At 37.2% G+C, this 12,338-nt stretch carries 13 protein-coding genes; 1 reads left to right on the plus strand and 12 read right to left on the minus strand.

Annotated elements, in window-relative coordinates:
• Positions 1-15: 15 nt before the first annotated feature.
• The 6 genes from B0G92_RS00195 to B0G92_RS00220 form a co-directional block, all read right to left on the minus strand.
• Positions 16-435, minus strand: coding sequence for a hypothetical protein (locus tag B0G92_RS00195; RefSeq protein WP_101470664.1), 420 nt, complete (start codon positions 433-435; stop codon positions 16-18).
• A 100-nt stretch (positions 436-535) separates the two neighbouring features.
• Positions 536-1,249 carry a nuclease-related domain-containing protein gene (locus B0G92_RS00200; protein ID WP_101470665.1) on the minus strand — a complete coding sequence of 238 codons (714 nt, stop codon included), beginning with the start codon at positions 1,247-1,249 and terminating at the stop codon, positions 536-538.
• 201 nt (positions 1,250-1,450) lie between these two features.
• Positions 1,451-2,170 (minus strand): DUF4377 domain-containing protein, encoded by a 720-nt coding sequence (locus B0G92_RS00205; RefSeq protein ID WP_101470666.1) that lies wholly within the window; start codon positions 2,168-2,170, stop codon positions 1,451-1,453.
• A 122-nt stretch (positions 2,171-2,292) separates the two neighbouring features.
• Positions 2,293-2,847, minus strand: coding sequence for a DinB family protein (locus B0G92_RS00210; RefSeq protein ID WP_101470667.1), 555 nt, complete (start codon positions 2,845-2,847; stop codon positions 2,293-2,295).
• A 49-nt stretch (positions 2,848-2,896) separates the two neighbouring features.
• Positions 2,897-3,430: a Crp/Fnr family transcriptional regulator gene (locus tag B0G92_RS00215; protein ID WP_101470668.1), complete on the minus strand. Its 534-nt coding sequence runs from the start codon at positions 3,428-3,430 to the stop codon at positions 2,897-2,899.
• Positions 3,431-3,453: 23 nt separating this feature from the next.
• Positions 3,454-3,855, minus strand: a complete 402-nt coding sequence (locus B0G92_RS00220) for a GNAT family N-acetyltransferase (RefSeq protein ID WP_101470669.1) — start codon at positions 3,853-3,855, stop codon at positions 3,454-3,456.
• 189 nt (positions 3,856-4,044) lie between these two features.
• Here B0G92_RS00220 and B0G92_RS00225 point away from each other — a divergent pair, with 189 nt between their 5' ends.
• Positions 4,045-4,692, plus strand: a complete 648-nt coding sequence (locus B0G92_RS00225; RefSeq protein ID WP_101471979.1) for an NAD(P)-dependent oxidoreductase — start codon at positions 4,045-4,047, stop codon at positions 4,690-4,692.
• Between the two features lie 35 nt (positions 4,693-4,727).
• Here the strand turns inward: B0G92_RS00225 and B0G92_RS00230 are convergent, their stop codons facing one another.
• The 6 genes from B0G92_RS00230 to B0G92_RS00255 form a co-directional block, all read right to left on the minus strand.
• Positions 4,728-5,816 (minus strand): agmatinase family protein, encoded by a 1,089-nt coding sequence (locus tag B0G92_RS00230; RefSeq protein ID WP_101470670.1) that lies wholly within the window; start codon positions 5,814-5,816, stop codon positions 4,728-4,730.
• Between the two features lie 44 nt (positions 5,817-5,860).
• Entirely contained in the window at positions 5,861-7,141 is a 1,281-nt protein-coding gene (gene kynU, locus B0G92_RS00235) for a kynureninase (RefSeq protein ID WP_101470671.1), read from the minus strand.
• A gap of 450 nt (positions 7,142-7,591) precedes the next feature.
• Positions 7,592-8,641 (minus strand): tRNA preQ1(34) S-adenosylmethionine ribosyltransferase-isomerase QueA, encoded by a 1,050-nt coding sequence (gene queA, locus B0G92_RS00240; RefSeq protein WP_056072391.1) that lies wholly within the window; start codon positions 8,639-8,641, stop codon positions 7,592-7,594.
• Between the two features lie 173 nt (positions 8,642-8,814).
• Positions 8,815-10,041 carry a 3-phosphoshikimate 1-carboxyvinyltransferase gene (gene aroA / locus B0G92_RS00245; RefSeq protein WP_101470672.1) on the minus strand — a complete coding sequence of 409 codons (1,227 nt, stop codon included), beginning with the start codon at positions 10,039-10,041 and terminating at the stop codon, positions 8,815-8,817.
• Between the two features lie 14 nt (positions 10,042-10,055).
• Entirely contained in the window at positions 10,056-10,382 is a 327-nt protein-coding gene (locus tag B0G92_RS00250) for a nucleotide pyrophosphohydrolase (protein WP_101470673.1), read from the minus strand.
• 3 nt (positions 10,383-10,385) lie between these two features.
• Positions 10,386-12,335, minus strand: a complete 1,950-nt coding sequence (locus B0G92_RS00255; RefSeq protein WP_101470674.1) for a transglutaminase domain-containing protein — start codon at positions 12,333-12,335, stop codon at positions 10,386-10,388.
• Positions 12,336-12,338 lie beyond the last annotated feature (3 nt).

Genomic DNA, 12,338 nt, shown 5'->3' on the forward strand with positions numbered 1-12,338 from the left:
TTTGCTTTCTCTAAATTATATAGGTTTTAAATACATTTCAACACTTTGAACAAATCTACCCGCTTCTTCATCAATAACTGGCAGATAATGAACTTGCTTAGAATTGATAATTTTTGCAATTCCTATTAATTTGCCTTCCGAAAAAATTTTTATTTTCTTATTCTTGCTGTCATAACTCCATTTAAGTATACTTCCATCTTTTATGGAACCATCAATAAATGTATAATCTCTTTTAAATTCTGCGTCAAAACTATTCGGATGAGTCTCCACTTTTTGTCCATTTACTAAAATTTGTTCCACAGTCCATTTTCGACATAAAAAATCCAGCAGTTTGTTATCTTTCTGTACTTCTTGCGAATACAAAGTAAACTGACTAAGTATTATAATGCTCAAATAAAATCTAAAGCAACTATTTTTTACAATATTTATTTTCATTTTTGTCTAAAATTGATTTGATAAGATTGCATCTGTGTTATTTTAAACCTGATGCAATCTACATACCTTTTATGGTTTCTCATAAAAAAATAAAATCTTTCTATCCAAATATCCTATCCTTACCCATCATGTCCCTCACATTTTCAATATGCTGCCATTGAACTTCCGGACTTTCTCCATTGTTCACGGCTTCCTGCAACACTTTTACCACTTCATGCTTATTGGTGTATTGCGCGGGTTCGTTGTTTGCGATGATAATTCTCATGGCTTCAATTACCCGTTCCGGCTTTACTAAAAAAGTTCCTTTAGGTACAAAACTGACATCTTTTACTATACAGTCACCATAGAATACGATTATGGAATAAAAAGGTATGTTGTCAAATTGCTTGAGTGTTTTTCTTAAATCCGAAATATGCTTATTATTTTGCATGATGGGATTATCAAATTTGTATTTCTTTTGCCCGTTTGCTAATATCTGGAGCCATTGAGACTGGTAACCCGTACCGAAAATCCAGCCATTGTAATCGTGTACTTCAAAGACAATTATTCCCACTTTGGTCGCCACTACCAAATCAATCTGAGAAAAATTCCCATTGTGTTTTTTCACATACAGGTCGTGAAAAATAGTCTGTTCCGGTATTCCGGAATGTTTGAGTATGGAAACTAAATTTCTTTCAGCTCTTGTCCCTCTTTTAGGTTCCGAACTGATTTCAAATGATTTTCTGTCTTTTTTTATAAAGGCTATAAAAAAGACTATGATGAAAAATATGACTATCCCAATTTCCATAAACAATTCATTTTCAACTACAAACATTTACAAACACTTGTAAATACTTGTTTCCAAACAAACATATAAGGAATTGATTTTACTTCATTACGACTTTCCACAAAAGCGATTAAATTTGGTAAGATATGTGCGTAAAAAGTCAATATCTAATTGTACTCAATAAAAAAACCTCCCGAAGCTCAAAAATAGCTCCAGGAGGTTGTTGTGCTTTGTTGCAAAAAGGATTTGTTATTCCAGTGGCGACATTCCAAACATCAATACCAATTTATCTCCCTGGTATAGGTTTAGGGTTTGGTCTGCAATGTCATATCTGAAAGTAGTATCGGTTAGCATTTTTAATAAAGTTCCTTCCAGTTTGTTTTTGTTTTCATCCGGGCACGCCATTAGTGTGCTGGCAATTTTTGAGAAAGAGATTTTGTCTTTTGTCAATTCAAAACCTCCGGAAATTCTGTTACATCCTGCAGAACCTCCCATTCTTTTACCATCGGCCTGGAAAACAAGGTAAGCAGAAGATGCCGGCGGTGTAACACCATTCATCTGAATCAGATTCCATTTGTGTTTAACGATAAAAGCCAGTTCGGTAGCTGCTTCATTTGTTATTTTTTCTTTTTTGATGATTTTTTTCAATTTGTAGGTATAGGCACTGGCATCTGCCGGAATATTTTTTCTTTTGGTTCTCTTCACGTCAATTACATATCGGTAACCCGGAGTGTACTCAAATCCTTCGATTTGGTCGTAAAAAAATTCCCAGTCTTTACTCTTTTTATATTTTACCTGATAGCAGTTTTGAGGAGCAACACCCGTGCATCTTGCCAATTCTTCTTTGATTGTCATTCGTATTTTATCTGCTTTTGCCTGTGTTGAAAGCAAGGTAAAACCAAGCAATAGCAATAGCATTTTTAAAGAGAAAATCTGTTTCATTCTGTTTGAGCTTTTAAATGTTTTCATAACTGTTTATATTATTTTGCAACACATCAGACAAACTTCATGCCGTAATTTCACAATTAACAAAAAATAATCACTTTAACTTTTTCTTATCAGTGCTTTATAACTTCTCTTAAAATCAAAATTTAGAGTCCGGTAGTCTGTAAAACTCTTTGTGCCTGTTGGATATGTCTTTCATTATGATAAATAAGAAACCGGAATGTGTCACCTAATTTTAACTTAATCAAATTTGAGATACTGATACTGGTTTTGGTTTTGTTAAGGCTCACTTTTTCAGCATCTGCAAGCAAAGCAAGCAGTTTGTTTTGCTGACTTATGAATATTTGGAGTACGTTCCCATCTAATTTACTGTGAATAGGATTCATATTTTTAAAAGTCTTCATCCTGTTCAGCTTTACTTTCGGGAGCATGCTTTCTGCGAAATGATTCCCTAATAGCCCGCTTTTAAATTGTGGTTCTGGCCCGGAATGGGATGCATTGATTCGTTTTTCAATTTCAGGCAGGTAGAATTTGCCATATCGATTGAGGTGTTCGATACATTCAAGAACGCTCCAGCTATCTGGCGTTAGCCTGGCATTTAGTGATTTTTCCGATTGTTTTTCAAGTGATTCGGCATATTGTATATGTCTTTTTACCTGTGTAGTGAGTTGCTGCAGCAGTTGGGATGTTTCAATCTTCATTTTTTAGGACAAAGTTCTTAGGTACCAGAAAAAAAATTCTTGATTGAACTCAAGATTTTTTGAGCCTGGATAAGGTTTCGGCCGTCATACGCAGGTAGTTCGCAATATGTTTGTTGGGGATTTCCTGAAACAATTGTGGGCTACGTTTAAGAACTCTTTCATAACGCTCCCGTGGTAATTGGACCAAAAGGTCTTTTTCTCTTTCAATTTGTTGCAGTACCAAATCTTCCAATATTTCAAGCCAAATCTTAAGATTTTCCGGATTACTGTTAATGAAAGTCATGAACTTTTCTTTTGAAATAACTTTGACTGTTGTTTTTTTGATTGCCTGTATATAAAAATCTGATGGTTTTTGTGTAAAGAATGAATCGAGTGCAACAACAATATTATTTTGATATCCGAAACGAACAATACGTTCTTCTTCTCCATCCGTGATAAAAATCCTCAGGCTTCCGCTCTCTATAAAATAAATATGAGTATCTGTACTCCCACCTTTTTTCAGAAATTGATTTCTTTCGACTGTCACCGTTTTTTCAAACAAGCTGCCTATATCAAACTTTTCTATGATTATTGCCTTACTCATGTTATAGTACTAAAAACGGATTACTATACAACTTTTAGAGCCATACCTCTGGAATGTGGCAGGGTGTCCTTAAAACCAAATTTTTCATACAAATGATTGGCATTACCATCAGCCAATAAACTTACATAGCACGATTTTGGTAATTGAGTTTGTATGAAATTGGATATCTGTTCCATAATTAATTTTCCTATACCTTGCCCCTGGTATTCCGGAAGTACACAAATATCTACAACCTGGCAGAAGCATCCTCCATCGCCAATAATCCGTCCCATGCCTACGATTGTTTCTTCTTTTTTTATCATGACGGAATAGACCGAATTTTGGAGTCCTATTGTTGCAGCTTCTATATCTTTACCTGAAAGCCCCGATTTTACACGAAGTTCCCGATAGATTTCTATCGGAATATTGTTTTCTATGATTTCCATTCTATTGAGTATTAAGGCAAAAGTTTTTAATTTGCTTGTATAAGTTATAACTACCTTCTACATTTGTCTTATTAAAATCTCTTTATAAAATATTGATTTTAGCGAGAGCTTATGCTTTTGCCGGCCTGTTTATCCAAAAGTGATAATTTCAGGCTAAGTTACTATTTTCAAAATTTTATAAAGAACAAAATGAAACAAGATATAAAAATAGCCGTCATTGGCGGTACCGGAAAATCCGGCAAATACCTCGTCAGAGCATTAATCAATCAGGGCTATACTTTCAAGCTTCTGGTACGAAACCCAAAGAATTTTCAATCGGATTATCCCAATGTAGAAGTTATTATTGGTGATGCTTCTGATTATAATTCAATAGTCCACGTAATAAAAGGTTGCAATGCCGTAATCAGCACTCTGGGATTAGGCATTCCTCCCAGTGAACCTACTTTATTTAGTAAAGCAACAGCCAACATTCTTGAGGCGATGCAACATTGCAATATGCAACGTTATATTGTAACGACCGGATTGAATGTCAACACTCCGTTTGACAGAAAAGGACAAAAAGCAACATTTGCTACTAACTGGATGTATGAAAACTTTCCGGTGTCAACAACAAACAAGCAATTGGAATATGAGCTTTTAGCCAAAAGTGAGCTAAACTGGACTTTAGTGCGACTTCCGCAAATTGAGCTTGTTGATGAAAAAACTCCAATTGCGGTGAATCTTGAAGATTGTCCGGGTGATAAAATCAGTGCTGCAAGTCTGGCGGATTTTCTTATTGGACAGCTAAGTGATAAAACTTTCCTTAAAAAAGCACCTTTTATTGCGAATTTACCTTAAACAAAAAAGCGGGCTATTAGCCCGCTTTTTAATTCTTATCTGTTGAATTTAATCTTTTGTCCTACCGGAAGTCCATTATTTTTGGCTAAAACACCACACATATGGAAAAGCATTCTGGCTCCAACGTTCCCGTCCCAATCATCATCCCCCGGAGCTACTTCTACCAAATCAAACCCGATAATTTCCTTACCGCTTTCTCCCAGTTTGCTTAAAAGATAAGCGGCCTGTTCAAAAGAGAATCCGCCCGGAACCGGTGTTCCCGTATTTGGGCAATACCATGGATACATACCGTCAATATCAAAACTGATGGCTACTTTTTGCGGAAGCGCTGCAATAATAGCTTCGCACTGCTGTTCCCAGGTTTTGCCTGTAAACGTCTCCGCTTTTAAATCCATATCGGTATGAACCAACACACGATTTCCTTGTTCGAAAGCCGTTTCCACTTCCTGCTGGCAGAAATCGCGTATTCCTACCTGTACAATTTTGGTAATTTGTGGAATTTGTAAGGCATTGTACATAATTGAGGCATGAGAATAGGTAAAGCCTTCGTAGGCAATTCTCAAATCCATGTGGGCGTCCAGATGCAGTAAGCCAAAGTCATTATGTTGAGTGGCCAGTGCTTCGTAATAGCCTAATGGCGTAGAGTGGTCACCACCTAAAAGGGCTACTTTTTTGCCTTTTTTAGTCCAGTACAATACTCTTTCCTTTACTTCTTCTTTCAGATTTTTACAAACCTTGTTGATTTTATCCAAGTCTGACTGCAATCCCGGAAGGCTTTCGATAACCTCGCCACTTTCCAGAGCCTCGATTATAGGCTGTGCCAAACTTTTATACTTTTCGCTTTCCTTTGCCCATTTTTCTGTCTGCTCGGTTTGGTCAAGATAGATTCCCAGTTTCCACAATTCCGGAAATTCCTGATGGTGTAAATCTACCTGAAACGATGCATCCAAAATGGCATCAGGACCTTCAGAAGCTCCGGCTCCATAACTCACCGTTACTTCCCAAGGCACAGGAATGATAATGATTTCACTGTCTTCGGCAGAAAATGGAAGTCCAAAGATACTTGCATCTGCCAAGCCCGGCTGACTTGGGTCAAATTTTTTTATGATTTGTTCTTTTGTCATGATTTATTTTTTTGAGAACCGAAACAAATCGGTTCTTAGCTTTTTTATTTGTGAGATAGTATTCCTTGCTTCAATATCTGTCCGAATTCATACATGTCTTCGAAAGAGCAATATAACGGAACCGGCGCTAAACGGATTACGTTGGGTTCTCTCCAGTCTGTTATGACACCGTTTTTCATCAGATAGTCAAACAGGGTTCGTCCTTCGCCATGCAGAAACACGGATAATTGGGAGGCTCTTTCTTCCTGATTTTCCGGAGTAATGATTTCAAATGTACTGTCGACTTCTTTGTCGATTTCATGCAGGATAAATTCCAAATAGGAAGTAATCTTATTTCTTTTTTCAATCAGGGCATCCATTCCTACTTCGGCAAACATTTCGACCGAAGCCAAATAAGGCGCTAAAGACAATATAGGAAGGTTGCTTATCTGCCAACCGTTTGCTCCGGTTTCAGGAGAAAATTTTGGCTCCATCAGGAAGCGCCTTTCTTTGTTGTGTCCCCACCATCCGGCAAAACGATTAAGTTCGTAGTTGTCGTGGTGCATTTCATGGACGAAACATCCTGAAGCATTTCCAGGACCTGAATTCATGTATTTATAACTGCACCAGGCTGCAAAATCTACATCCCAGTCGTGCAATTCGAGTTTTATGTTTCCGGCAGCATGTGCCAAATCCCAGCCTACATAGGCTCCGACTTTGTGTCCGGCTTCTGTTATGGTCTTAATATCGAATACCTGTCCGGTATAATAGTTTACACCTCCGATCAATACCAAAGCTATTTCTTCTCCTAATTCTTCAATTTTGGCAAGTATATCTTCGAGACGGATGTTGTGTTCTCCTTCTCTTCTTTGCAGTTCTACGATAGCGTCATCCGGATTGTAACCGTGAAAACGCACCTGGCTTTGCAACATGTATTGGTCACTTGGAAAGGCTTTTGCCTCACAAAGTATTTTGTATTTCTTTTCAGTTGGGCGATAGAAAGATACCATCAGAAGGTGAAGGTTTACCGTCAGGGTATTCATCACGGAAACTTCAGACGGAAGCGCTCCTACAATTTTGCTTAAAGGTGCCGCAAATCTTTCATGGTAATCCCACCACGGCTTTTCTGCATAGAAATGTCCCTCTACAGCCAGCTTTGCCCAATCATCCATAACTTCATCTACATAGGCTTTGGTTCTTTTAGGCTGCAATCCTAAAGAGTTTCCTGTAAAATAGATTACTTTCCTTCCATTTACCTGTGGAAAAAGAAACTCATTTCTGTAGTGGTGCAGTTTGTCTTGCGAATCCAGTTCTTGTGCAAATTCGCGGGTATTTTGAAAGGTCATTGGTTGTTTTTTAGATGGGCGTAAAAATAGGAAAAAAGATTGATTTTGGAAAGATTTGAGTAGCTCGAAGGTTTGTTTTGAACTTAGATAAAAGGTAAATTTTGGATGTATATTGGAATGATTATACTGTTTTTGAATAAAAGGCTGATTTGTTTGGACGCGGATTGAAACGGATTTCGCGGAGGGTCGCGGATTTTTGAGAGAACTTGTGCGGTAGTTTAATCAGGGAGCAGATTCTGCCGCAGATTGGGATGATAATGTTGTTTGGGATAAAAGGCTGATTTTGTTTGGACGCGGATTGAAACGGATTTCGCGGATTAACGCGGATTTTTGAGAGAACTTGTGTGAAGCAATTTTTAGCCAGGGATTGGGATGATTAGTTGATTATATGAAAATAAAAAATCTCGTCATTACTGACGAGATTTTGATTTTTTATAGTTAAAAATCTGATTACAGAATTAGCATGGCATCACCATAAGAATAGAATCTGTATCCTTCTTTGATGGCTTCTTCGTATGCTTTTTTCATAAGGTCATGTCCTGTGAAAGCCGAAATCATCATTAAAAGAGTTGATTTTGGTGTGTGGAAGTTAGTAATCATGCAGTCTGCAATACTAAAATCATGCGGAGGGAAAATAAATTTATTTGTCCAGCCATCGTATGGATTTAATGTTTTTGCAGAAGAAACCGAACTTTCAATTGCACGCATAGAAGTAGTTCCTACAGCGCATACTTTTTTCTTGTTTGCTTTTGCTTTATTAACGATATCGCAGGCTTCCTGAGTAATTTTCAATTCTTCAGAATCCATTTTGTGTTTGGAAAGGTCTTCTACCTCAACCGGGTTGAAAGTTCCTAATCCGACGTGCAACGTTACTTCAGCAAAATCAATTCCTTTGATTTCCAACCTTTTCAATAAATGTTTTGAAAAGTGCAAACCTGCTGTTGGTGCAGCTACTGCTCCTTCTTCTTTGGCATAAATTGTCTGGTAACGTTCTGCATCTTCCGGAGTTACTTCACGGTTGATGTATTTTGGGATTGGAGTTTCTCCAAGCTCTGTCAGCTTGTTTCTGAATTCTTCGTAAGAACCGTCGTAAAGAAAACGAAGTGTTCTTCCTCTTGAAGTCGTATTATCGATAACCTCTGCAACTAATGAGTCATCGTCTCCAAAATATAGTTTGTTACCAATTCTGATTTTACGGGCCGGGTCAACCAAAACGTCCCAAAGTCTTTGCTCGGCATTTAATTCTCTCAACAAGAAAACTTCGATTCTGGCTCCTGTTTTTTCTTTATTTCCATAAAGTCTTGCAGGGAAAACCTTGGTATTGTTCAGTACCATTACGTCACCTTCTTCGAAATAATCGATTATGTCTTTGAACATCTTGTGTTCAATAGTTTTAGTTTTTCTGTTTACTACCATCAGACGGGATTCGTCTCTGTTTTCTGCCGGATATTCCGCCAAAAGTTCTTTCGGTAAATTGAAATTGAAGTGTGATAATTTCATAATAGGATTTTGATTTGAGGTATAAAACCGGCTTTCTGAAGGCCCTAAATTTTAAACCGGCTGCAAATATACGATGGTACGATAGGCGTTGTCAAGTGTTTTTGCTTTTATTTAGTCAGAAATTTTTATGTTGGTTACAGCGCAAAGTGTTGAAGCCTATAAACATTGGGATTTTAGATTTCACTCATCTGAAAACCAATGCTCTTTATATCTTCCCAAAAATGAGGATAGGATTTTGAAACTACCCCGGCATCTTTTATGATTATTGGAACCTTTAATGCTAAAGGCGCAAAGGCCATCGCCATTCTGTGGTCATCATAGGTGGTTATTGAAACGCCTGATTTTATTTCTTCTGACTTGCCTAATTCTAAGGTGTCCTGGGTTACTTTTATTACAGCACCCAATTTTTCGAGTTCGGTTTTTAAAGCTTCCAGACGGTCTGTTTCTTTGATTTTTAGCGTATGCAATCCCGACAAATGACATGTTATTCCCAATCCGAAACAGGTCACGGCAATTGTCTGGGCAATATCCGGTGAGTCATTCAAATTCAGCTTCAGGGTTTCCGCAATCCTGGCCGTACTCTTTTTTAGGATAATGGAGTTGCCCTCGTAAATTGTGTCTACTCCCAATTTTCTATAAATCTCTGCCAATACCGAATCGCCTTGAAGACTATGCTTCTTGTAGCTGGAGAGTTTTATTTCTGTTCCTGTTTCAGACAAAGCGGCTATCGCATAAAAATAGGAAGCCGAACTCCAATCTGATTCTACCGTGAGTTGGCGTGCCTGAATTTCTTTTTTGGACTGAATTGTAATTGTATTCTCTTTAAAACTTGTTTCAACGCCAATTTCCTCCAACAGCGCCAAAGTCATTTTGATGTAAGGTACTGATGTAATTTTTCCTTCCAATTGAAGTTCCAACCCATTTTCAAGTTTAGGTGCGATTAACAGCAAAGCCGAAATATACTGGCTGCTGATATTGGCCGGAAGCGAAACCTTATTTTTAGAAAGCTGCTGTCCTTTGATTTTAATTGGCGGAAAACCTTCTTTCTCTTCGTAGGTAATAGAAGCTCCAAGCTGGTTCAAGGCATCAACTAAAATTTTAATGGGGCGTTCTTTCATTCTTGACGAGCCGGTCAGGATGACTTCCCTATTCTCCTGAGTTGCAAAATAGGCCGTCAGAAACCGCATTGCCGTTCCGGCATGATGTACGTCTATTACTGAATCTTTTGTATTGAGCGCTTTGGTCATCACTTCAGAATCATCAGAATTTGAAGTATTTTTTAGAACAATCGCAGGATATAAAGCCTGTAGCAGTAGTAACCTGTTGGTTTCTGACTTGGATCCTGTTATCGAAATTTCAGATTTGACAGTGCAGGTTGCTGGCTTTAGACTTAGATTCATTTTATATTGATTTGCTATTTGAGTTTTTCGTTATTCTTGTGTCGGTCCTTATCTCTGTTGGATTTCAGTTCCATTTTTTTATCAAAAGCTTCCTGAAGATTGATTCCGGTTTGATTTGCCAGACACAAAACCACAAAAACCACATCAGCTAATTCTTCACCCAGGTCTTTGTTTTTATCTGATTCTTTTTCTGACTGTTCACCATAGCGACGGGCTATAATACGGGCTACTTCTCCAACTTCTTCAGTGAGTTGTGCCATATTTGTAAGTTCATTAAAATAACGAACTCCGTGTTCTTTTATCCAGTTGTCAACCTGAAGTTGTGCATTTTTTATTTCCATAGGTTATACTTTTTTAAGTACTACTTTTTCATTTTGTTTTTCCAGCATTTTCTTATAGAAATCTCTTAGCGTATGATAATAATCCGGCGGAATATTAGAATAATTCATATCCAATATTGTGGTGACCTGAACCTGATTTGCCGTTTTTATAATATTATATTTGAAAGAACCTATGTTACTTTCCATATAGATTGCAATAGGCTCCGGCATCGACTCCACTTCATATCCTTTAGGAATTGTGATCGTATATGAGTACTTATCCTGGTAAGGGAACATAAAATCTACCGGAAATTCTCTTACCTCATCCTTAAACGGATTTTCATGCCTGGCATAATGAAGCATTGGCGAGAAATAAATTTTATTTCCGATACGGTCTGCCAAGTTATTATTGACAAAACTAAAGGTTTCTATAATAGGTTTTGATAAATCATTGTCGTTAGTTGTTGTATATTCTCCAACTTCAACCCCGCCATAACGCTTTTCCATTTCTTCGAGGTACTTGTCTTTCGAGGTTTTTAAATGAATTTCTCTAAAACCATAAGCATTGTAGTCAAAATATTGCGCCCTGATTTTTCCTTCAACTTTACCTTCTTCATCAATTGCCGCTATCACGTTGACAACTTCTTTAGAGTTACTTTTAGGTGCAAGGTCTACTTCTATAGAGGTCTTGTCGTTTCTTATCATTCTTCCAAGCCAGTTTAATGCCCGAAATGGCAAAATATTAGGCAAGGCATTTTTTGATGTGGCGTCTAACAGTATTTGCTGATTATTGTCAAGCTCAACCCCGGCAATAACATAATTATAGGCTGACGGTGCAGGATATACCGCAATTCCATTTGAGCGTGTACTGATTAATACCGGATTGGCCTTAAGTTCTGCATATCTCAACATTGCTACAAGCATCAGGTTAATTTCAGCCACATTTCCTACTTTCTCTGCATATGCTTTTTTCACCCCAACATTACAATAATAACTGTTCTTTTCATTCCAGTTCATTCTGGTCTTGACATAGTCGAAAATTAGTTTTATTTTTTCTTCTCTAGATGTAACGCCTTTTATGATTGGTTCAATATCTTTTTCAAAATAGGATTTATAGTTTAGTTCATCTCCAAAATCCTTATGTTCATAGATATTCTTGGTTACTGATGCCCAATCTGCCGCATAATTTTTCAGTCCCTGATTTGGAAAATCTGTAGAGGCCAGTTCAAATTGCAGCATAGATCTGTAATTATCAATATTATTGACATATGATTCTTCCTTTAATGCTTTTACATTCTCAATGTTATAAACCGTTACCAGTTCATTAAATTTTTGGGCTGCTGCTGATGCCACTACCGAAGGTTTTTTGTTAACCTTGAGATAGCCTTTCATAAAAACGCTATAATTAAAGTATTGCGGTATGGCAATTCTATATTCTACATAATCTGCCGGAATAGGATATTGAAAATACCAATCGTTAAGAGAAGTCAGATAGGGTGTTCTCATTGTATATTTATACTCTATGACACTCCCTTCCTTCACGTTAGGCATTGTTATTTTTTTTAAGCTGTATATTTCATTGACTTTTTCTGTAAATTCTCCATCGCTCTTCAGCTTTGTTTTTTCAACCTTATCGCCAACCAGGTTATAGGTTACGGCATCGTCAAAAAACAATTTTATTTGCTTTCCGCCTGTATAATAAGGTATTTGTTCGTTAGCAAACTCATAACCTTCTTTTTTATATATCTTAATTTTTGTTGCGACTTCCGTAACAGCTACCCAATTTCCATCCATATCATAATCAAGATAGGTATTTCCTTTTTTAAACAGGATTGCCGCTACTGCTGATGTATCTTTAGGATGTACTTTCTCTTTTAATTCTTCCACAGTTACTTTTCCCAGTTCGTATTTTTTCTGTGCAAACAGGTTTAAAGCAAACAGGACGAAACAAATTGTAAAAATGTTTTTTTTCATGGT

The sequence above is a fragment of the Flavobacterium lindanitolerans genome, assembly GCF_002846575.1.
Lineage (GTDB): Bacteria > Bacteroidota > Bacteroidia > Flavobacteriales > Flavobacteriaceae > Flavobacterium > Flavobacterium lindanitolerans.